We start from the raw sequence: 18,403 nt of genomic DNA, 5'->3' as shown, positions 1-18,403 counted from the left end.
TCCCATTTTTTTGCACAAGCCTTTTTCGGATCTTTTTTTCTGTTTGATGTTTTTTCAGGCTTTTTGCGGTGATCCTGTACGATCTGCTCAATTTTTAGCAGGCAAAGGGCCTGCAGAAGGCGTAAACCGCCACCACTGACACCTGATGAAATGCATTTAATGAGGTAACCATGTCCGCAAAATTACGATCATATAAAGGGTTGTCCCCGGATTTAGGCCAACGCGTGATGATCGATCCTTCCAGCGTTGTTGTTGGAGACGTACGAATTGCTGACGATGTGAGCATTTGGCCACTGGTCGCAATTCGTGGTGATGTGAATTACATCAGGATTGGGGCTCGTAGCAATATCCAGGACGGCAGCGTGCTGCACGTGACTCACAAGTCTTCATATAATCCGGAGGGTAATCCGCTCATCGTCGGTGAAGACGTCACCGTGGGGCATAAAGTCATGCTGCATGGCTGCACGATCGGCAATCGGGTACTGGTTGGTATGGGATCAATTCTACTGGATGGCGTAGTAATAGAAGATGACGTGATGATTGGCGCCGGCAGCCTGGTGCCACAAAACAAACGTCTGGAAAGTGGATATCTGTATCTGGGGAGTCCAGTAAAACAGATCCGCCCCCTGAAGGCGGCGGAGTTAGAAGGTCTGAGGTATTCGGCAAACAACTATGTGAAATGGAAAGACGAGTATCTTGATCAAGAAAGCCAGACCCATCCCTGACTATCTTCCCGCTCATCGCGGATAGCCTGTTCGGCTTCATCTTCTAAATCCCATCGATTATCACGAAAGGATGAAAGCCAGACCGCTGGCGTATCGCCACCATAGCGATGCGCCAGACTCTCTCCTTTAATGGCACAGCTCAACTGCATACCATTCACTAATACCGGAAAGACTACCGCACACAACGCTTCATCCCAGGTTTCCCGATCCGGGAACTGAATCGCCTGGTTCACGCCTGCAGCTCTCGTGACAGGACGCCGATCACCGGGGTTATCTCCGGAAGTACACCGTGCCACAGTAAAACCGCATGTGCCGCCTGCGCGACCAGCATACCAAGTCCATCAGCACACTGTTTCGCACCATGCTGCTCGCACCAGTTCAGAAATGGCGTAGTTCCTTTTTGATAGAACATGTCGTAGCAGCGTACATGCGCGTTAATGATGGATGCAGGGATAGCGGGCACTTCACCACCAATCCCGCTTGAGGTGGCGTTGATTATCAGATCGAACTCACGTCCATCCAGCTCGTTCATCTGGGCTGCGCTAACGCTCCCGGTGTGAGCAAAGATCTGCGCCAGTTCCTGTGCGCGTGAGAAAGTGCGGTTCACAATTGTTACTGCGCAATCTAATGACAGTAACGGCAACAGTACGCCACGAGCTGCACCACCAGCACCAATCAACAGAATACGACTTCCTTTCTTTATAAAGGCAAGACGCTCAAGATCGCTTAACAGGCCGATCCCATCTGTGTTGTCACCCAGAAGGCGCCCATCTTCCAGACGCTTCAGGGTATTCACTGCCCCCGCCAATGCGGCACGTTCGGTCAATTCATCCGCACGAGCAAAAGCGGCCTCTTTAAAGGGAACCGTTACATTCGCACCACGCCCGCCGTTGTCAAAAAAAGCGTTCAGCGTTTCGACAAAGGCATCGAGAGGTGCCAGAACACGGCCATAAGGATGATCAATGTGCAGCTGTTCAGCAAACTGCTGATGGATAGTCGGCGATTTGCTATGCGCGATGGGGTTACCGAAAACAGCGTAGGTTTCCATTCTCTTATCCCTGGCGGAAGCGTTCGCCCGTCAGGGCATCACGGATTTCAGAAGGGTTCAGACGGCCGCCGGTCTCGCCATCTACCACTGGGAAGCGGTCACCAAACTGCAGACGCACCTCTTCGGTTGTACGGCACGGCGGCTGCCCGGTCAAATTAGCACTGGTGGACACCAGCGGTTTCCCGTAAGCCCGGCACAATTCCACCACCAGCGGGTGGTCGGTCACGCGCACGGCCAAAGAATCAAAACGGCCTGTCAGCCAGCGCGGTGTGCTGGCTTTCGCCGGGAACACAAACGTCACCGGGCCTGGCCAACAGCTAAATACTGCTTCCCGTTGCGCCGGGGACAGCATGGCATCATCTATATAAGGCTTGAGCTGCTCGTAGTCGGCAGCAATCAGGATCAATCCTTTCTCTACCGGGCGCTGTTTCAGATCCAGCAGCTTCATCACGGCGGCTTCGCTGTCAGGATCGCAACCGACACCGAATACCGCTTCTGTTGGATAGGCGATGACTTCTTCTTTATTCAGCACCGCGACGGCATGGGACACGGAGTCTGATGGCAGGTTCTTATTCACGGGTTTATTCCGCCGTTATCGGCTTTCCACATTGTTTACTGGCACAGAAACGCTTTACGCCCTGCGCGGTTTTCTTCTCTATCAGTAACGGATAATGACATTCAGGGCATTCACCCGCTACCGGTTTAAAATTGATGACAAACTGACAGTCTGGATAGCGATCGCAGGAGTGGAATGTTTTCCCATAACGCGAACGACGCTGTACAAGCTGGCCGCGCTGACACTGCGGGCAAGTAATAGAGGTGTCATCCGGTTTATCGATGACCTCGGTATGCTGGCATTCCGGATAGCGACTACAGCCGATAAACATACCGAAACGCCCCTGGCGTAGAACCAGTTCTGCATTGCAAAGCGGGCAAAGCTGCCCCTCCAGAACTTTAACAATATGTCCGTCCGCCTGACTCTTCAGGGGACGGACATAGTCACATTCTGGATAATGGGAACAGCCGAGAAACGGACCGTGTTTCCCGGAACGGATAACCAGTTCGGCCCCACACTGAGGGCAGGGCTCATTTTTGGGCACCGAAAACAGTGCTGATTTGGCCATAACAACTCTTACTGCTGCATAAATGATTAGTGCAGCATACCTTCATTCACTTCAAAGAGTAATTCTTCCATCTGCTGATACGCGTTTTCACAGCCTGGGATATTAAACAGCACCATCAGAATGACCCATTTCAGGTCTTCCAGATCGAAATCTGCGGTATCCAGTGCCATGACGCGCTCAATCACCATTTCACGCGTTTCGAGGTTTAGCACCTGAATCTGCTCCAGGAATAACAAGAATCCCCGGCAACTGGCATCCAGCCGTTGACACTCTTCTTCGGTATAAATGCGAAGAGAGAGTGGATCAGAAGCGAGCTGCATCGGTTCGGCGAGGCCTTCCTGATAGTCAGCGAGCTTTTCCAGCCACAGTAGCGCGTTATAAATGTCCTCACGATCAAAACCGGCGTCGGTGAGATCCCGCGTCAGTTTGTCCTGATCCACGCGCATTTCAGCTTCGTTGTGGATGTAAGTCTCAAACAAATACATTAGTACGTCGAACATGGCATGCCCTCCTCAATCGGACATAGCCGCCGGGTACAGCTGCGATCCATCCTGCTAACTCCAGTTCGAGTAGCTGGGCCACCGTTACTGGCACAGGTTGGCCGGCACGTTCAGCGACGACGTCAACAGGTGTTACCTCATCTCCTACGTTAGCCAGGAGCTCAGGAAATGGCAATGCCACACCCAGGTGATCCGGTGAATAATTTGATTTTTCAGTCTCATCTGGCAGCCATTGCAGCCCATATTGCAAATTTTCAAGGATCTCTTCCGGCGTGCTCACAAGCGTAGCCCCCTGGCGAATTAGCCAGTGCGGCCCCTCTGCTCCTGGGTTTCCTAAGGGCCCTGGGATCGCGAAAACCTCCCTTCCTTGATCGGCTGCGCAGCGCGCCGTTACCAATGAGCCACTTTTCAGTGCCGCTTCGATGACCAGTACCCCCTGACTGAGTCCGCTGATGATTCGGTTACGCCGGGGGAAGTGACGCGCCAATGGAGGCTCAGATAAAGGAAATTCGGAAACAAGCGCACCACCCTTTGCAACAATCTGTCTGGCAAGCGACACATGCCGACGCGGGTAGATACTGGTTAACCCACTTCCCAGTACTGCAATAGTTTTCCCCTCACTACTCAGTGCTGCCCGGTGTGCGACGCCATCAATGCCCAACGCCAGTCCGCTGGTTATTGTTAATCCACGGCATGCCAGCGACTCGCAAAAATAGCGTCCCCAGCGTTCGCCGTACCACGAAGGTACCCTACTCCCCACAACTGCCAGCTGCACCGAGCACAACGGTTCCAGCCTGCCTTCAACCAGCAGCGCAGCAGGATAATCGGCGATAGCCCGAAGAGCGCCCGGATAACTCTCGTCATCCGCCAACAGCAAATGGTGCTCCGGGTGCTCAAGCCAGTGCAGGCTGTGCTCAATCTCCCGTTCCGTCACTGCCAGAAAACGCTGTGCCTGTTTTGCGCTAAGCCCCACCCGTTGCAACAGTGAATAATCGATCTCTGACGCTGGTACTGGCGTTAACGTATTGATGAGCTTTAGCATCCTGTCACCATACAAATCCATGACGGCTATCAGGCGTAAAACTACCTCTGTCGATATCATCCGATCTCCCTGCCACAGGCGGCTCTGGCAATCCTTGCGATTGGTCAGTGATGCTGTCAATCGGGTGGTGTTTTGTCTAGAATAGAGGACATAATCTTTTCAACTCCTGAACACGACTCTGGAGATTTATGGCAGTTTTGCATGTGTTACATATTCCGGACGAGCGTCTTCGCAAAGTCGCAGAGCCGGTCAAAGAAGTGAATGCAGATATTCAGCGTATCGTTGATGATATGTTCGATACCATGTACGCCGAAGAAGGCATTGGCCTCGCGGCAACGCAGGTGGATATCCATCAGCGAATTATCGTTATCGACGTTTCGGAAAATCGCGACGAACGTCTGGTACTGATTAACCCGACGCTGCTCGAGAAGAGCGGTGAAACGGGCATTGAAGAAGGTTGCCTGTCAATTCCCGAGCAGCGCGCTCTGGTACCTCGTGCTGAGACAGTGAAAATCAGCGCTCTGGATCGCGACGGCAAACCGTTCGAACTGGAAGCCGATGGTCTGCTGGCTATTTGTATCCAGCATGAAATGGACCACCTGGTTGGCAAGCTGTTCATCGACTATTTGTCGCCGCTGAAACAGCAACGCATTCGTCAGAAAGTGGAAAAACTCGACCGTTTAAACGCGCGAGCTTAAGGATAATCACCAACGTGTCAGACTCACTACGTATTATTTTTGCGGGTACACCTGACTTTGCAGCGCGTCATCTTGACGCGCTGTTGTCGTCTGAACATCAGATTGTCGGCGTGTTTACCCAGCCCGATCGCCCGGCAGGCCGTGGCAAAAAGCTGATGCTGAGCCCGGTAAAAGCGCTGGCGGAAGAAAAAGGTCTGCCGGTTTTCCAACCGGTTTCGTTACGCCCGCAGGAAAACCAGCAGCTCGTTGCCGACCTGAACGCTGACGTCATGGTCGTTGTCGCCTATGGGCTCATCCTGCCAAAAGCAGTTCTGGATATGCCACGCCTCGGTTGTATCAACGTGCATGGTTCTCTCCTCCCGCGCTGGCGCGGTGCTGCACCTATTCAGCGCGCGCTCTGGGCGGGTGACCAAGAAACCGGCGTGACTATTATGCAAATGGATGTTGGCCTTGATACCGGCGACATGCTGTTTAAGCTCTCCTGCCCCATCACGGCCGAAGATACCAGCGCATCGCTGTACGATAAGCTTGCTGAGCTCGGTCCGAACGGCCTGCTGGAAACGCTGAATCAGCTTGCCAACCATCGTGCTGCACCTGAAGTTCAGGATGAGTCACTGGTGACCTATGCCGAGAAGCTGAGTAAAGAAGAAGCCCGCATCGACTGGTCTCTGCCTGCTGAACAGCTTGAACGCTGCATCCGCGCATTTAACCCCTGGCCGATGAGCTATGTCGTTATCGATGAGCAGCCGGTGAAAATATGGCAAGCATCGGTAATTGACGCCGAGACCAGCGCCGATCCGGGTACCATTGTTGATGCTAACAAACAGGGAATTCAGGTCGCTACCGGTAAAGGTATCCTTAACCTGCTATCGCTACAGCCTGCCGGCAAAAAAGCGATGAGCGCTCAGGATCTGCTGAACTCACGTCGGGAATGGTTTATTCCTGGCAACCGTCTCGCCTGATATTCGGCCACGACAATCAGCCCGGTGTTCCCGGGCCTTTTTATTTTTGCGGTTATGAAAAAAAATCTAAATTTACGCAGTCTTGCAGCGCAGGCTCTGGAACAGGTTGTTGAGAATGGGCAGTCTCTCAGCAACGTTTTGCCGCCGCTACAGCAAAAAGTCTCGGATAAAGATAAAGCGCTGCTGCAGGAGCTGTGCTACGGCGTGTTACGTACCCTGCCGCAGCTGAACTGGCTGGTGACAAAGCTGATGGCCCGTCCGATGACCGGTAAGCAGCGCACTATCCATTACCTGATCATTGTTGGCTTTTATCAACTGCTGTATACCAGAATTCCTGCCCACGCCGCACTGGCTGAAACGGTGGAAGGAGCCGTTGCGGTTAAACGTCCACAGTTGAAAGGGCTTATCAACGGTGTGCTACGTCAGTTTCAGCGTCAGCAAGAGGAACTGCTGGCCGAATTTGCACAAAATGAGACCCGCTTCCTGCACCCTTCCTGGCTCCTGAAACGCATCAAGAACGCCTACCCGCAGCAGTGGGAATCCATCGTCGAGGCAAACAATCAGCGCCCTCCGATGTGGCTGCGCGTTAACCGCAACCATCACAGCCGCGATGCCTGGATGCAATTGCTGGAAGAAGCAGGATTAAACGGTTTCCCCCATCCGGACTACCCGGATGCCGTCAGACTGGAAACCCCGGCACCGGTTCACGCACTTCCAGGTTTTGATGACGGCTGGGTAACAGTGCAGGACGCTTCAGCACAAGGTTGCATGACCTGGCTTACGCCGGAAAACGGGGAGCAGATCCTCGATTTATGTGCTGCACCCGGTGGCAAAACGACACATATTCTCGAAGTGGCACCTGAAGCAAACGTTCTGGCAGTCGACGTCGATGAAGCTCGCCTTTCCCGCGTTTATGACAACCTCAAACGCCTGGGCATGAAAGCACAGGTTAAACAGGGTGATGGTCGCTATCCAGCGCAGTGGTGCGGCGAACAGCAGTTTGATCGCATTCTGCTCGATGCTCCCTGCTCGGCAACAGGCGTAATTCGTCGCCATCCGGATATTAAATGGCTACGCCGCGATCGTGATATCCCTGAACTTGCCGGTCTGCAGCGCGAAATTCTGGATGCAATATGGCCGCATCTGAAATCTGGTGGCACGTTGGTTTACGCAACCTGTTCTATTCTCCCTGAAGAAAACTGCGAACAGGTTCGGGCCTTCCTCGAGCGGACACCGGATGCGGTACTCAGTGACACCGGTACTCAGGAACAACCTGGCATACAGAACCTGCCGGGCGCAGAAGACGGCGATGGCTTCTTTTACGCTAAGCTAATCAAGAAATGATGAACTAACGGATCGCTGCTGATGAAAATTATCATTCTGGGTGCAGGCCAGGTTGGCGGCACACTGGCAGAAAACCTGGTTGGCGAGAACAACGATATCACCGTTGTCGATACGAATGGCGATCGCCTGCGTACGTTACAGGACAAATTCGATCTTCGTGTTGTACAGGGGCATGGTTCCCACCCCCGTGTATTACGTGAGGCCGGTGCGGACGACGCAGACATGCTCGTCGCGGTAACCAGTTCAGATGAAACAAACATGGTGGCCTGTCAGGTCGCCTTTTCACTGTTCAATACCCCAAATCGCATTGCTCGTATCCGCGCCCCCGACTATGTTCGCGATGCCGATAAACTGTTCCACTCTGAGGCTGTGCCAATCGATCACTTGATCGCACCTGAACAGCTGGTTATCGACAGCATCTATCGCTTAATTGAGTATCCTGGCGCACTGCAGGTGGTGAATTTTGCCGAAGGGAAAGTCAGCCTCGCCGTGGTAAAAGCCTATTATGGCGGGCCGCTGGTTGGTAACGCACTCTCCACTATGCGTGAGCACATGCCGCATATTGATACACGTGTGGCCGCTATTTTCCGTCACGACACTCCGATTCGCCCCCAGGGTTCAACTATTGTCGAAGCAGGCGATGAAGTCTTTTTCATTGCCGCTTCACAGCATATCCGCGCGGTCATGAGTGAACTCCAGCGTCTGGAAAAACCCTACAAACGCATTATGTTAGTCGGTGGTGGCAACATCGGTGCAGGGCTGGCTCATCGGCTGGAAAAAGATTACAGCGTTAAGCTTATCGAACGCGATCAGCAGCGCGCTGCGGAGCTTGCGGAAAAGCTGCAGAATACGATCGTCTTCTTTGGTGACGCTTCGGATCAAGAATTGCTGATGGAAGAACATATCGATCAGGTCGATCTGTTTATCGCCGTCACTAACGATGACGAAGCTAACATCATGTCAGCGATGCTCGCCAAGCGTATGGGTGCCAAGAAGGTGATGGTGCTAATCCAGCGTAAAGCCTATGTTGATCTGGTACAGGGTAGCGTTATCGATATTGCGATCTCCCCGCAGCAAGCCACCATTTCAGCCTTGCTAAGCCATGTGCGTAAAGCAGATATCGTAGGAGTTTCTTCCCTGCGCCGTGGCGTTGCGGAAGCTATTGAGGCAGTCGCCCACGGTGATGAAACGACGTCCCGAGTGGTTGGTCGCGTAATTGACGAAATTAAACTGCCGCCAGGAACCATTATTGGTGCGGTGGTTCGCGGTAACGATGTGATGATCGCCAATGACAACTTACGCATCGAGCAGGGTGACCACGTTATTATGTTCCTGACCGATAAAAAGTTTATTACCGACGTAGAGCGTCTGTTCCAGCCCAGTCCCTTTTTCCTCTAATTATCGAGGGTGCTTTTCGGCACCCTTTTTTATTACCTTGTATTTATTGCGGTTTAAATTATTCAACCAAACACAATCGATAAATGGAAATTGCCTTAACATTTGTTAAACTTATTAACGTCAGCTTTCCAGGGAGAAGAAAATGAGCATTATTAAAGAGTTTCGCGACTTCGCGATGCGCGGGAACGTGGTTGATTTAGCCGTCGGTGTAATTATTGGTGCTGCATTCGGCAAGATTGTTTCATCGCTGGTTGCCGATATCATTATGCCACCGTTGGGCTTGTTAATCGGCGGTGTCGACTTTAAGCAGTTTGCCGTCACATTGCGTGCCGCACAGGGCGATGTACCTGCAGTGGTCATGCATTACGGTGTATTTATTCAGAATATCTTCGACTTCGTGATTGTGGCATTCGCTATTTTTATGGCCATCAAAGCTATCAATCAGTTGAATCGTAAGAAAGAAGAGCCAGCTGCCGATCCTGTTCCGACGAAAGAAGAAGTACTGCTTACTGAAATTCGTGATCTGTTAAAAGAACAAAAAGACCGTTCCTGATCTGGAGCGTTAAAACCAGAAGGCCAGTGGTAAAAAAGCATTTGCTCTCTTGCCACTGGCCTCCCAGTTACCTCTGTTGCCGTGTTTTCCTTTACGTAGATAACTCCCTTTCCCTTTCTTATTCTTCTCTACACGCTGGCGAAACAGCGGGTCGTGTAATAATGCTTCGATAGCATTGTCCTTTATCTGCCCTTTACGATGCTGATAGTGGCTCATAGACTCTCCAGATTGTGTGTTCAAACGGCTGCAGTATAATCCTGCCGCTATTGCGAATCAACGTGGTGTACTCGCTCCCTGTTCCAGGGCTTCAAGAATAGAACAATAGACGCTGCTGTGTGCACTACCACAACAGGCATCATTCAGCCGTTGCAACGACCGACGCATTGACTGCAGCTCTTCGATACGCGCTTCAACCTCACTCAAACGAGCCTGCACAATCCCCTTGGACTCCTGGCAAGTATGGTGTTCAGGATCGATGCGGATCGACAGAAGTTCGCGGATCGATTCCAGTGTAAAGCCCAACTGTCTTGCATAACGGATAAAGCGCAGACGCTGCAGATCGTTATCCGTATACAGACGAAACCCGCCTTCAGTACGGACATCATGGGCCATCATCTGCTGCTTTTCATAGTAGCGAATGGTATCCGGCGTGACATCCGCCAGCTTTGCAAGCTCACCAATACGATACATAGTTACTCCTCGTTAATCTTGTTCATCAATTTTTCGCTGTATTCGCCCTGCAGGAAATCAGTACTGAGACCCGCCTGACGTAGCTTAAGTTCAAGCAGTGCCAGTCTTCGACTTATCTCCTGATACTGCGGCTCATCTTTACGAACGCTCTTCAGAAGATCGTTCAGGGCAAGCGCCTCTTTACGTGCTTCGAGTTCAGGGGGCAAACAACCGGCATTTTTAAGCAGGCGATATCCGGCGCGAAGTTCTTCAGGAATGTGCGAATCGTCTTCAAGGACTAAGGGCTCACCGCTGCCGGGGAGGTTCTCAAAGTCGCCTTTTTTCTGGGCATCCTGAATATGGCGTTCCGCCCACTGGTCAAGCAACCACATACATCGGCTCCAGAGGTTGAACAAAAAGAATACGCTGATTGTAGGATGGTGGGGATTCGCTGGATATAAAAAAACCCGCCGAGGCGGGTTTTTTTACGATACTACAAATTACTCTGCAGCAGCTTCTGCTTTCGGCTCAGCACGATCAACCAGCTCGATGTATGCCATCGGCGCGTTGTCGCCTGCACGGAAGCCACACTTCATGATGCGAGTGTAACCACCGGCGCGGCTCGCGAAACGCGGGCCCAGCTCGTTAAACAGTTTTGCCACGATCTCGTTATCACGAGTACGGGCGAATGCCAGACGACGATTAGCAACGCTATCAGTCTTGGCAAGAGTAATCAGCGGCTCAACTACGCGACGCAGTTCTTTCGCTTTCGGCAGGGTCGTCTTGATGATTTCATGACGAACCAGCGAACCTGCCATGTTGCGGAACATAGCCTGGCGATGGCTGCTGTTGCGGTTCAGTTGACGACCACTCTTACGATGGCGCATGACCTTATCCTTCTCAGTAAAACCTTAACCTGTGATCCGGTTACTCGTCAGCAATGCTTGCCGGTGGCCAGTTTTCCAGGCGCATGCCCAGAGACAGACCACGGGAGGCCAGCACGTCTTTAATCTCAGTAAGAGATTTTTTACCCAGGTTCGGCGTTTTCAGCAACTCAACCTCGGTACGCTGTACCAGATCACCGATATAGTGGATAGCTTCTGCCTTAAGGCAGTTAGCAGAGCGGACAGTCAATTCCAGATCGTCAACAGGGCGCAGCAGGATCGGATCGAATTCTGGTTTCTCTTCTTTCACTTCCGGCTGACGTACATCACGTAAATCAACGAAAGCTTCCAGTTGTTCTGCCAGGATGGTTGCCGCACGACGAATCGCCTCTTCAGGATCGATTGTGCCGTTGGTTTCCATTTCGATGACCAGCTTGTCCAGGTCGGTACGCTGTTCTACACGCGCTGCTTCAACATTGTAGGCAATACGCTCTACAGGGCTGTAGCAGGCGTCGACCAGCAGACGGCCGATTGGGCGCTCATCTTCTTCCGAATGAATTCGGGCAGAAGCCGGCACATAACCGCGACCGCGCTGAACTTTGATACGCATGCTAATAGCTGCGTTCTCATCGGTCAGGTGGCAGATCACGTGCTGCGGCTTGACGATTTCGACATCACCGTCGTGGGTAATGTCGGCTGCGGTTACAGGGCCAATGCCAGATTTATTCAGAGTAAGAATAACTTCATCTTTACCCTGAACTTTCACCGCCAGCCCTTTCAGGTTGAGCAGGATTTCCAGGATGTCTTCCTGAACGCCTTCTTTGGTGCTGTACTCATGTAGTACACCATCAATCTCAACCTCAGTCACCGCGCAACCCGGCATCGATGAAAGCAGAATACGGCGCAGTGCGTTACCCAGAGTATGGCCAAAGCCACGCTCTAAAGGTTCAAGGGTCACCTTGGCGTGCGTCGAACTCACTTGCTCGATATCTACCAGGCGCGGTTTTAGAAACTCTGTCACAGAACCCTGCATTGTGTCCTCTCTTTGGTGCTAAGCCTTACTTGGAGTAAAGCTCGACGATCAGGTGTTCGTTAATGTCCGCAGACAGATCAGAACGCTCCGGCTGACGCTTGAACGTACCTTCCATCTTGCCAGCATCAACTTCCAGCCAGGTTGGCTTTTCACGCTGCTCAGACAGCTCCAGGGCTGCTTTCACGCGAGATTGCTTTTTCGCTTTCTCACGAACGCTGACAACGTCATTCGCTTTAACCTGATAAGAAGCGATGTTAACAACACGACCGTTTACCATGATAGCTTTGTGGCTAACCAGCTGACGTGATTCAGCACGAGTGGCGCCGAAGCCCATACGGTATACAACGTTGTCCAGACGACCTTCCAGCAGAGCCAACAGGTTTTCACCGGTGTTGCCTTTCAGACGTGCTGCTTCTTTATAGTAGTTACGGAACTGACGCTCCAGCACACCGTAGATGCGGCGAACTTTCTGCTTTTCACGCAACTGCACACCATAGTCAGACAGACGCGGTTTACGCGCACCGTGCTGGCCAGGAGCTTGTTCAATTTTACACTTGGTATCGATCGCGCGAACGCCAGACTTCAGGAAGAGGTCTGTGCCCTCGCGACGGCTCAGCTTGAGCTTAGGACCCAAATATCTTGCCATTTTCTTTCTCCAACAATCCTAGAAAACGACCGCGTTATACGCGACGTTTTTTCGGCGGACGACAACCGTTGTGAGGGATCGGAGTCACATCAGTAATATTAGTGATGCGGAAACCAGCGGCGTTCAGAGCACGAATAGTAGATTCGCGACCTGGACCCGGTCCCTTAACCATAACTTCCAGATTCTTGATGCCGTATTCTTTTACGGCTTCAGCGCAACGCTCTGCTGCAACCTGAGCTGCAAACGGAGTTGATTTACGTGAACCACGGAAACCGGAACCACCGGCTGTTGCCCAACCCAAAGCGTTACCCTGACGATCAGTAATAGTAACGATGGTGTTGTTGAAAGAAGCATGGATATGAGCCACGCCGTCAGAGACTTGTTTTCTTACACGCTTACGTGCACGAACTGGTGCCTTTGCCATTATTCAATCACCCCGATTATTTCTTGATCGGTTTGCGCGGACCCTTACGGGTACGTGCGTTGGTCTTGGTGCGCTGACCGCGAACCGGAAGACCACGACGATGACGCAAACCACGGTAGCAACCAAGGTCCATCAGACGCTTGATGCTCAGGGTGATTTCACGACGCAGATCACCTTCAACGACAAATCCGCCAACTGCTTCACGCAGCTGCTCGATTTGTTCTTCAGACAGCTCACTGATCTTAACATTTTCAGCGATCCCCGTAGAGGCACAGATAGCCTTGGAACGGGTCTTGCCGATACCGAAAATAGCAGTTAATGCGATTACGGTATGTTTGTGATCAGGAATGTTAATGCCTGCTATACGGGCCACTATGCACTCCTACTATTTGAATTGTACGCACCATGCTGAAAAGCCCGTTTTCAGGATACTCAAATGGAAACGTACAGACATACAAAAGATTGGCTGGCTAATCTAGCCAGCTCAACCCAACTTTGCAAGAAAAATATGCGAAATAAATCAGCCTTGACGCTGTTTATGTTTCGGCTCCGCACTGCAAATCACACGGATGACACCATCACGCTTAACGATTTTGCAGTTACGGCATAATTTCTTGACGGAAGCACGAACTTTCATTTTTACTCTCCGTAACTTCTCGGGCGCCCTGTTAGCGGCCGTAGCCTTTCAGGTTCGCCTTCTTCAATGCAGACTCATACTGACTGGACATCATCAGAGTTTGCACTTGAGCCATAAAGTCCATAATCACGACAACAACGATAAGCAGAGACGTACCACCGAAGTAGAACGGTACTTTCATTGCATCACGCATGAACTCCGGGATCAGGCAGATAAAGGTAATGTATAACGCACCAACCAAAGTCAGGCGGGTCATAACTTTATCGATATACTTCGCCGTTTGCTCTCCCGGACGAATTCCTGGTACAAATGCACCGGACTTCTTCAGGTTATCTGCTGTTTCACGCGGGTTGAAGACCAACGCCGTGTAGAAGAAACAGAAGAATATGATTGCAGACGCATAGAGTAACACATAAAGCGGTTGCCCAGGCTGCAAATACAGCGAAATTGTTGTCAGCCAGTTCCAACCGGTGCCGCCCCCGAACCATGACGCGATGGTTGCCGGGAACAGAATAATGCTGGAAGCGAAGATTGCCGGGATAACACCCGCCATATTCACTTTCAGCGGCAAATGTGTGCTCTGTGCAGCATAAACACGACGACCTTGCTGACGTTTCGCATAGTTCACCACAATGCGGCGTTGACCACGCTCAACGAAGACAACAAAGAAGGTCACTGCAAATACTAATACTGCAACCAATAGCAACAGGAGGAAGTGCAGGTCGCCTTGACGCGCTTGCTCGATAGTGTGGGCAATGGCTGGCGGGAGACCCGCAACGATACCAGCGAAGATAATGATCGAGATACCGTTACCGATACCACGCTCAGTAATCTGTTCGCCGAGCCACATCAGGAACATAGTTCCTGTGACCAGACTTACAACAGCGGTGAAATAGAATGCAAAGCCTGGATTAATTACCAGGCCCTGCATACCAGGCATATTCGGTAAACCGGTAGCAATACCGATTGACTGGAATATTGCCAGCACCAGAGTGCCGTAGCGGGTGTACTGGCTAATCTTACGACGGCCAGATTCCCCTTCCTTCTTAATCTCTGCCAGCGTCGGGTGAACCACCGTCAGCAGCTGGATAATAATAGAGGCCGAAATGTACGGCATAATACCCAGCGCAAAGATAGAAGCACGGCTGAGAGCACCACCAGAGAACATGTTGAACATTTCAATGATGGTGCCTCGCTGTTGCTCAAGCAGTTTGGCAAGTACAGCGGCATCAATACCAGGGATCGGAATAAAAGAGCCAATTCGGAAAACAATCAGCGCACCGATCACAAACAGAAGTCTGCGTTTCAGTTCGCCAAAACCGCCTTTGGCACTTTGAAAATCTAATCCCGGTTGTTTAGCCATCTGCTACTTATTCCTCAATTTTACCGCCAGCAGCTTCGATAGCAGCACGAGCGCCTTTAGTAACACGCAGACCACGGATAGTTACCGGACGAGTTACCTCACCAGCCAGGATCACTTTCGCGAACTCGATCTGGATACCGATAATGTTAGCCGCTTTCAGCGTGTTCAGGTCGACTACATCGCCTTCTACTTTAGCCAGATCGGACAGACGAATTTCTGCCGTGATCATCGCTTTACGAGAAGTGAAGCCGAATTTCGGCAGACGACGGTACAGTGGCATCTGACCACCCTCGAAACCGCGACGTACGCCACCGCCAGAACGAGACTTCTGACCTTTGTGACCACGACCACCGGTTTTACCGAGGCCAGAACCGATACCACGACCCAGGCGTTTACCCGCCTGTTTAGAGCCTTCGGCCGGAGACAGAGTATTTAAACGCATCTCTTACTCCTCAACTTTAACCATGAAGGAAACCGCGTTGACCATACCACGAACAGCAGGAGTATCCTCGCGCTCTACGGTATGACCAATACGACGCAGACCCAGGCCAAGCAGCGTTGCCTTATGTTTCGGCAGACGACCGATTGCACTGCGGGTTTGTGTGATTTTAATAGTCTTTGCCATGGTCAATTACCCCAGAATTTCTTCAACGGATTTACCACGCTTGGCAGCGACCATTTCTGGAGAATTCATATTTTCCAGGCCATCGATAGTTGCACGAACCACGTTAATCGGGTTGGTGGAACCGTATGCTTTGGCCAGTACGTTATGAACTCCAGCGACTTCCAGAACGGCGCGCATTGCACCACCGGCGATGATACCGGTACCTTCTGAAGCCGGCTGCATGAATACACGAGAACCCGTGTGAACACCTTTAACCGGGTGCTGCAGGGTGCCGTGGTTCAGCGCGACGTTAATCATATTGCGACGGGCTTTTTCCATCGCTTTCTGGATCGCTGCTGGAACTTCACGCGCTTTACCGTAACCAAAACCAACGCGACCGTTACCATCACCAACTACAGTCAGAGCTGTGAAGGAGAAAATACGACCACCTTTAACGGTTTTAGATACGCGGTTTACCGCGATCAGCTTTTCCTGCAGTTCGCCAGCTTGTTTTTCGATGTGAGCCATCTTACACCTCTACCTTAGAACTGAAGGCCAGCTTCACGGGCAGCATCTGCCAGTGCCTGGACACGACCATGATATTGGAACCCGGAACGGTCAAAGGACACATCTTTAATGCCTTTTTCCAGAGCGCGTTCTGCAACAGCTTTACCCACAGCTGCAGCGGCGTCTTTGTTACCGGTGTACTTCAGTTGTTCAGAGATAGCTTTTTCTACAGTAGAAGCAGCTACCAGAACTTCAGAACCGTTCGGTGCAATTACCTGTGCGTAAATATGACGCGGGGTACGATGTACCACCAGGCGAGTTGCACCCAGCTCCTGGAGCTTGCGGCGTGCGCGGGTCGCACGACGGATACGAGCAGATTTCTTATCCATAGTGTTACCTTACTTCTTCTTAGCCTCTTTGGTACGCACGACTTCGTCGGCGTAACGAACACCCTTGCCTTTGTAAGGCTCAGGACGACGGTAGGCGCGCAGATCTGCTGCAACCTGGCCGATCACCTGCTTATCAGCGCCTTTCAGCACGATTTCAGTTTGAGTCGGACATTCTGCAGTGATACCGGCTGGCAGCTGATGGTCAACAGGATGTGAGAAACCCAGAGCCAGGTTTACTACATTACCTTTAACCGCTGCACGATAACCTACACCAACCAGCTGCAGCTTCTTAGTGAAGCCTTCGGTAACACCGATAACCATTGCGTTCAGCAGGGCACGCGCGGTACCAGCCTGAGCCCAACCGTCTACGTAACCATCACGCGGACCGAAGGTCAGTGCATTATCTGCATGTTTAACGTCAACAGCATCGTTGAGAGTACGAGTCAGCTCGCCGTTTTTACCTTTGATCGTAATAACCTGACCGTTGATTTTAACGTCAACGCCGGCAGGAATAACGACCGGTGCTTTAGCAACACGAGACATTTTTTCCTCCGATTAGGCTACGTAGCAGATAATTTCGCCACCAAGACCAGCTTGGCGCGCTGCACGATCAGTCATAACACCTTTAGAGGTAGAAACAACCGCGATACCCAGACCCGCCATAACTTTCGGCAGCTCATCTTTTTTCTTATAGATGCGCAGACCTGGGCGGCTGACACGCTGAATGCTTTCTACAACAGCTTTACCCTGGAAATACTTAAGAGTAAGTTCCAGTTCCGGCTTGGTGTCGCCTTCAACTTTAAATTCTTCGATAAAACCTTCTTCCTTCAGCACGTTGGCAATCGCCACTTTCAGCTTGGAGGAAGGCATTGTGACCGCAGCTTTGCTCGCGGCCTGACCGTTACGGATACGGGTCAGCATATCCGCGATCGGATCTTGCATGCTCATCTGTCTTTACTCCCGTGATTCAATTGGTGACAATTACCAGCTAGCCTTTTTCAGACCCGGGATTTCACCGCGCATAGCGGCTTCACGGACCTTGATACGGCTCAACCCGAACTTCCGCAGGAAACCATGCGGACGACCAGTTTGACGGCAGCGATTACGCTGACGAGACGGGCTGGAATCACGCGGCAGACTCTGCAGCTTAAGAACTGCATTCCAACGATCTTCGTCGGAGGCGTTCACATCAGAGATGATCGCTTTAAGTTCAGCGCGTTTCGCGAAGTATTTATCAGCTAAAGCTACGCGTTTAACTTCGCGTGCTTTCATTGATTGCTTAGCCATTCAGTAACCCTACCTTACTTGCGGAACGGGAATTCAAAGGCAGCCAGCAGAGCACGGCCTTCTTCGTCAGATTTCGCAGTAGTGGTAATGGTAATATCCAAACCACGAACGCGATCGACTTTGTCGTAGTCGATTTCTGGGAAGATGATCTGCTCACGGACACCCATGCTGTAGTTACCACGACCGTCGAATGACTTAGCGGACAGGCCACGGAAGTCACGGATACGCGGTACAGCAATAGTGATCAGGCGCTCAAAGAACTCCCACATGCGCTCGCCACGCAGAGTTACTTTACAGCCGATCGGATAGCCCTGACGGATTTTGAAGCCTGCAACTGATTTGCGTGCTTTGGTGATCAGCGGTTTTTGACCGGAGATTGCTGCCAGGTCAGCTGCTGCGTTATCCAGCAGTTTCTTGTCAGCGATCGCTTCACCAACACCCATGTTCAGGGTGATCTTCTCGACCCGAGGGACTTGCATGACAGAATTGTAGTTAAACTCAGTCATGAGTTTCTTAACTACTTCGTCTTTGTAGTAATCATGCAGTTTCGCCATCGTACTACTCCA

29 protein-coding genes and 1 pseudogene are annotated in these 18,403 nt (G+C 51.6%); 6 read left to right on the top strand and 24 right to left on the bottom strand.

All coding sequences use genetic code 11. From position 1 onward, the window contains the following. The first annotated feature begins 170 nt into the window (after positions 1 to 170). Entirely contained in the window at positions 171 to 725 is a 555-nt protein-coding gene (locus GYRE_RS06825) for a gamma carbonic anhydrase family protein (protein WP_038254041.1), read from the top strand. Here GYRE_RS06825 and GYRE_RS06820 read toward each other — a convergent pair. The 6 genes from GYRE_RS06820 to dprA are packed head-to-tail and all read right to left on the bottom strand — an operon-like array spanning position 701 to position 4,499. Further along, positions 701 to 958, bottom strand: coding sequence for a DUF1488 family protein (locus GYRE_RS06820; RefSeq protein WP_006817249.1), 258 nt, complete (start codon positions 956 to 958; stop codon positions 701 to 703). The two genes, GYRE_RS06825 and GYRE_RS06820, sit on opposite strands and share 25 nt — an antisense overlap. Then, a complete protein-coding gene (gene aroE / locus GYRE_RS06815) occupies positions 955 to 1,773 on the bottom strand; it encodes a shikimate dehydrogenase (protein WP_006817250.1) in 819 nt (272 codons plus the stop codon). Before aroE ends, GYRE_RS06820 begins: the two co-directional genes overlap by 4 nt. 4 nt (positions 1,774 to 1,777) lie before the next feature. Further along, on the bottom strand, positions 1,778 to 2,350 hold the full coding sequence (gene tsaC / locus GYRE_RS06810) for an L-threonylcarbamoyladenylate synthase type 1 TsaC (RefSeq protein WP_038254038.1): 573 nt from the start codon (positions 2,348 to 2,350) through the stop codon (positions 1,778 to 1,780). Positions 2,351 to 2,354: 4 nt separating this feature from the next. Beyond that, on the bottom strand, positions 2,355 to 2,897 hold the full coding sequence (locus GYRE_RS06805) for a DNA topoisomerase family protein (protein ID WP_038254035.1): 543 nt from the start codon (positions 2,895 to 2,897) through the stop codon (positions 2,355 to 2,357). Positions 2,898 to 2,923: 26 nt separating this feature from the next. After that, positions 2,924 to 3,397 (bottom strand): DUF494 family protein Smg, encoded by a 474-nt coding sequence (gene smg / locus GYRE_RS06800; RefSeq protein WP_038254032.1) that lies wholly within the window; start codon positions 3,395 to 3,397, stop codon positions 2,924 to 2,926. Then, positions 3,369 to 4,499: a DNA-protecting protein DprA gene (dprA, locus tag GYRE_RS06795; RefSeq protein WP_038254029.1), complete on the bottom strand. Its 1,131-nt coding sequence runs from the start codon at positions 4,497 to 4,499 to the stop codon at positions 3,369 to 3,371. The genes smg and dprA overlap by 29 nt, the downstream gene beginning before the upstream one ends. 128 nt (positions 4,500 to 4,627) lie before the next feature. Here dprA and def point away from each other — a divergent pair, with 128 nt between their 5' ends. From def to mscL, 5 genes are all read left to right on the top strand, one after another. Further along, the gene (def, locus tag GYRE_RS06790) at positions 4,628 to 5,137 is read left to right on the top strand and encodes a peptide deformylase (RefSeq protein ID WP_006817256.1); all 510 of its coding nucleotides are present in this window, start codon (positions 4,628 to 4,630) and stop codon (positions 5,135 to 5,137) included. Positions 5,138 to 5,151: 14 nt separating this feature from the next. Then, complete coding sequence (gene fmt, locus GYRE_RS06785; RefSeq protein ID WP_038254027.1) at positions 5,152 to 6,099, top strand: methionyl-tRNA formyltransferase; 948 nt, start codon at positions 5,152 to 5,154, stop codon at positions 6,097 to 6,099. Between the two features lie 54 nt (positions 6,100 to 6,153). Continuing rightward, complete coding sequence (rsmB, locus tag GYRE_RS06780; protein WP_038254053.1) at positions 6,154 to 7,443, top strand: 16S rRNA (cytosine(967)-C(5))-methyltransferase RsmB; 1,290 nt, start codon at positions 6,154 to 6,156, stop codon at positions 7,441 to 7,443. Between the two features lie 21 nt (positions 7,444 to 7,464). Next, complete coding sequence (gene trkA / locus GYRE_RS06775) at positions 7,465 to 8,841, top strand: Trk system potassium transporter TrkA (protein WP_038254025.1); 1,377 nt, start codon at positions 7,465 to 7,467, stop codon at positions 8,839 to 8,841. Positions 8,842 to 8,983: 142 nt separating this feature from the next. Beyond that, entirely contained in the window at positions 8,984 to 9,394 is a 411-nt protein-coding gene (gene mscL, locus GYRE_RS06770; RefSeq protein WP_006817260.1) for a large-conductance mechanosensitive channel protein MscL, read from the top strand. Here mscL and GYRE_RS06765 read toward each other — a convergent pair. The 18 genes and pseudogenes from GYRE_RS06765 to rplE all read right to left on the bottom strand — a co-directional run bounded on the left by GYRE_RS06765 (position 9,348) and on the right by rplE (position 18,391). Next, positions 9,348 to 9,610, bottom strand: a pseudogene (locus tag GYRE_RS06765) (alternative ribosome-rescue factor A). The gene mscL and the pseudogene GYRE_RS06765 overlap by 47 nt on opposite strands. A gap of 57 nt (positions 9,611 to 9,667) precedes the next feature. Then, a complete protein-coding gene (gene zntR / locus GYRE_RS06760) occupies positions 9,668 to 10,084 on the bottom strand; it encodes a Zn(2+)-responsive transcriptional regulator (protein WP_006817262.1) in 417 nt (138 codons plus the stop codon). A gap of 2 nt (positions 10,085 to 10,086) precedes the next feature. Continuing rightward, positions 10,087 to 10,455, bottom strand: a complete 369-nt coding sequence (locus tag GYRE_RS06755; protein ID WP_038254023.1) for a DnaJ family domain-containing protein — start codon at positions 10,453 to 10,455, stop codon at positions 10,087 to 10,089. 108 nt (positions 10,456 to 10,563) lie between these two features. Then, complete coding sequence (gene rplQ / locus GYRE_RS06750; RefSeq protein WP_038254020.1) at positions 10,564 to 10,950, bottom strand: 50S ribosomal protein L17; 387 nt, start codon at positions 10,948 to 10,950, stop codon at positions 10,564 to 10,566. A gap of 40 nt (positions 10,951 to 10,990) precedes the next feature. Next, positions 10,991 to 11,980, bottom strand: coding sequence for a DNA-directed RNA polymerase subunit alpha (locus GYRE_RS06745; protein WP_006817265.1), 990 nt, complete (start codon positions 11,978 to 11,980; stop codon positions 10,991 to 10,993). A 25-nt stretch (positions 11,981 to 12,005) separates the two neighbouring features. Then, positions 12,006 to 12,626 (bottom strand): 30S ribosomal protein S4, encoded by a 621-nt coding sequence (rpsD, locus tag GYRE_RS06740; RefSeq protein ID WP_006817266.1) that lies wholly within the window; start codon positions 12,624 to 12,626, stop codon positions 12,006 to 12,008. A gap of 34 nt (positions 12,627 to 12,660) precedes the next feature. After that, positions 12,661 to 13,050 (bottom strand): 30S ribosomal protein S11, encoded by a 390-nt coding sequence (gene rpsK / locus GYRE_RS06735; protein WP_004388621.1) that lies wholly within the window; start codon positions 13,048 to 13,050, stop codon positions 12,661 to 12,663. Positions 13,051 to 13,066: 16 nt separating this feature from the next. Then, positions 13,067 to 13,423 carry a 30S ribosomal protein S13 gene (gene rpsM, locus GYRE_RS06730; RefSeq protein WP_038254013.1) on the bottom strand — a complete coding sequence of 119 codons (357 nt, stop codon included), beginning with the start codon at positions 13,421 to 13,423 and terminating at the stop codon, positions 13,067 to 13,069. Positions 13,424 to 13,570: 147 nt separating this feature from the next. Next, on the bottom strand, positions 13,571 to 13,687 hold the full coding sequence (gene rpmJ, locus GYRE_RS23615; protein WP_000868187.1) for a 50S ribosomal protein L36: 117 nt from the start codon (positions 13,685 to 13,687) through the stop codon (positions 13,571 to 13,573). 31 nt (positions 13,688 to 13,718) lie between these two features. Then, positions 13,719 to 15,050 (bottom strand): preprotein translocase subunit SecY, encoded by a 1,332-nt coding sequence (secY, locus tag GYRE_RS06725; protein ID WP_006817268.1) that lies wholly within the window; start codon positions 15,048 to 15,050, stop codon positions 13,719 to 13,721. Positions 15,051 to 15,057: 7 nt separating this feature from the next. Further along, positions 15,058 to 15,492 carry a 50S ribosomal protein L15 gene (gene rplO, locus GYRE_RS06720; RefSeq protein WP_006817269.1) on the bottom strand — a complete coding sequence of 145 codons (435 nt, stop codon included), beginning with the start codon at positions 15,490 to 15,492 and terminating at the stop codon, positions 15,058 to 15,060. 3 nt (positions 15,493 to 15,495) lie between these two features. Next, positions 15,496 to 15,675 carry a 50S ribosomal protein L30 gene (gene rpmD, locus GYRE_RS06715; protein ID WP_001140434.1) on the bottom strand — a complete coding sequence of 60 codons (180 nt, stop codon included), beginning with the start codon at positions 15,673 to 15,675 and terminating at the stop codon, positions 15,496 to 15,498. Between the two features lie 6 nt (positions 15,676 to 15,681). Further along, on the bottom strand, positions 15,682 to 16,182 hold the full coding sequence (gene rpsE / locus GYRE_RS06710; RefSeq protein WP_002438697.1) for a 30S ribosomal protein S5: 501 nt from the start codon (positions 16,180 to 16,182) through the stop codon (positions 15,682 to 15,684). 14 nt (positions 16,183 to 16,196) lie between these two features. Then, positions 16,197 to 16,550 carry a 50S ribosomal protein L18 gene (gene rplR, locus GYRE_RS06705; protein ID WP_006817270.1) on the bottom strand — a complete coding sequence of 118 codons (354 nt, stop codon included), beginning with the start codon at positions 16,548 to 16,550 and terminating at the stop codon, positions 16,197 to 16,199. Positions 16,551 to 16,559: 9 nt separating this feature from the next. Further along, positions 16,560 to 17,093 (bottom strand): 50S ribosomal protein L6, encoded by a 534-nt coding sequence (rplF, locus tag GYRE_RS06700; RefSeq protein WP_006817271.1) that lies wholly within the window; start codon positions 17,091 to 17,093, stop codon positions 16,560 to 16,562. A 12-nt stretch (positions 17,094 to 17,105) separates the two neighbouring features. Next, positions 17,106 to 17,498: a 30S ribosomal protein S8 gene (gene rpsH / locus GYRE_RS06695; protein ID WP_006817272.1), complete on the bottom strand. Its 393-nt coding sequence runs from the start codon at positions 17,496 to 17,498 to the stop codon at positions 17,106 to 17,108. Positions 17,499 to 17,531: 33 nt separating this feature from the next. Continuing rightward, on the bottom strand, positions 17,532 to 17,837 hold the full coding sequence (rpsN, locus tag GYRE_RS06690; protein WP_006817273.1) for a 30S ribosomal protein S14: 306 nt from the start codon (positions 17,835 to 17,837) through the stop codon (positions 17,532 to 17,534). Between the two features lie 14 nt (positions 17,838 to 17,851). Next, on the bottom strand, positions 17,852 to 18,391 hold the full coding sequence (rplE, locus tag GYRE_RS06685; RefSeq protein WP_038254008.1) for a 50S ribosomal protein L5: 540 nt from the start codon (positions 18,389 to 18,391) through the stop codon (positions 17,852 to 17,854). Positions 18,392 to 18,403 lie beyond the last annotated feature (12 nt).

This window comes from Yokenella regensburgei ATCC 49455 (assembly GCF_000735455.1).
GTDB classification, from domain to species: domain Bacteria; phylum Pseudomonadota; class Gammaproteobacteria; order Enterobacterales; family Enterobacteriaceae; genus Yokenella; species Yokenella regensburgei.
Note: the sequence above shows the minus strand (reverse complement) of the source record. Positions and strands in the feature narration are given on the sequence as shown.

What these genes read in the sequence shown, in the direction of transcription:
- GYRE_RS06825 (WP_038254041.1), top strand. Translation starts at nt 171, where the DNA reads ATGTCCGCAAAATTACGATCATATAAAGGGTTGTCCCCGGATTTAGGC.
- aroE (WP_006817250.1), bottom strand. Translation starts at nt 1,773, where the DNA reads ATGGAAACCTACGCTGTTTTCGGTAACCCCATCGCGCATAGCAAATCG.
- GYRE_RS06805 (WP_038254035.1), bottom strand. Translation starts at nt 2,897, where the DNA reads ATGGCCAAATCAGCACTGTTTTCGGTGCCCAAAAATGAGCCCTGCCCT.
- smg (WP_038254032.1), bottom strand. Translation starts at nt 3,397, where the DNA reads ATGTTCGACGTACTAATGTATTTGTTTGAGACTTACATCCACAACGAA.
- dprA (WP_038254029.1), bottom strand. Translation starts at nt 4,499, where the DNA reads ATGATATCGACAGAGGTAGTTTTACGCCTGATAGCCGTCATGGATTTG.
- def (WP_006817256.1), top strand. Translation starts at nt 4,628, where the DNA reads ATGGCAGTTTTGCATGTGTTACATATTCCGGACGAGCGTCTTCGCAAA.
- rsmB (WP_038254053.1), top strand. Translation starts at nt 6,154, where the DNA reads ATGAAAAAAAATCTAAATTTACGCAGTCTTGCAGCGCAGGCTCTGGAA.
- trkA (WP_038254025.1), top strand. Translation starts at nt 7,465, where the DNA reads ATGAAAATTATCATTCTGGGTGCAGGCCAGGTTGGCGGCACACTGGCA.
- mscL (WP_006817260.1), top strand. Translation starts at nt 8,984, where the DNA reads ATGAGCATTATTAAAGAGTTTCGCGACTTCGCGATGCGCGGGAACGTG.
- zntR (WP_006817262.1), bottom strand. Translation starts at nt 10,084, where the DNA reads ATGTATCGTATTGGTGAGCTTGCAAAGCTGGCGGATGTCACGCCGGAT.
- GYRE_RS06755 (WP_038254023.1), bottom strand. Translation starts at nt 10,455, where the DNA reads ATGTGGTTGCTTGACCAGTGGGCGGAACGCCATATTCAGGATGCCCAG.
- rplQ (WP_038254020.1), bottom strand. Translation starts at nt 10,950, where the DNA reads ATGCGCCATCGTAAGAGTGGTCGTCAACTGAACCGCAACAGCAGCCAT.
- GYRE_RS06745 (WP_006817265.1), bottom strand. Translation starts at nt 11,980, where the DNA reads ATGCAGGGTTCTGTGACAGAGTTTCTAAAACCGCGCCTGGTAGATATC.
- rpsD (WP_006817266.1), bottom strand. Translation starts at nt 12,626, where the DNA reads ATGGCAAGATATTTGGGTCCTAAGCTCAAGCTGAGCCGTCGCGAGGGC.
- rpsK (WP_004388621.1), bottom strand. Translation starts at nt 13,050, where the DNA reads ATGGCAAAGGCACCAGTTCGTGCACGTAAGCGTGTAAGAAAACAAGTC.
- rpmJ (WP_000868187.1), bottom strand. Translation starts at nt 13,687, where the DNA reads ATGAAAGTTCGTGCTTCCGTCAAGAAATTATGCCGTAACTGCAAAATC.
- secY (WP_006817268.1), bottom strand. Translation starts at nt 15,050, where the DNA reads ATGGCTAAACAACCGGGATTAGATTTTCAAAGTGCCAAAGGCGGTTTT.
- rplO (WP_006817269.1), bottom strand. Translation starts at nt 15,492, where the DNA reads ATGCGTTTAAATACTCTGTCTCCGGCCGAAGGCTCTAAACAGGCGGGT.
- rpmD (WP_001140434.1), bottom strand. Translation starts at nt 15,675, where the DNA reads ATGGCAAAGACTATTAAAATCACACAAACCCGCAGTGCAATCGGTCGT.
- rpsE (WP_002438697.1), bottom strand. Translation starts at nt 16,182, where the DNA reads ATGGCTCACATCGAAAAACAAGCTGGCGAACTGCAGGAAAAGCTGATC.
- rplR (WP_006817270.1), bottom strand. Translation starts at nt 16,550, where the DNA reads ATGGATAAGAAATCTGCTCGTATCCGTCGTGCGACCCGCGCACGCCGC.
- rplF (WP_006817271.1), bottom strand. Translation starts at nt 17,093, where the DNA reads ATGTCTCGTGTTGCTAAAGCACCGGTCGTTATTCCTGCCGGCGTTGAC.
- rpsH (WP_006817272.1), bottom strand. Translation starts at nt 17,498, where the DNA reads ATGAGCATGCAAGATCCGATCGCGGATATGCTGACCCGTATCCGTAAC.
- rpsN (WP_006817273.1), bottom strand. Translation starts at nt 17,837, where the DNA reads ATGGCTAAGCAATCAATGAAAGCACGCGAAGTTAAACGCGTAGCTTTA.
- rplE (WP_038254008.1), bottom strand. Translation starts at nt 18,391, where the DNA reads ATGGCGAAACTGCATGATTACTACAAAGACGAAGTAGTTAAGAAACTC.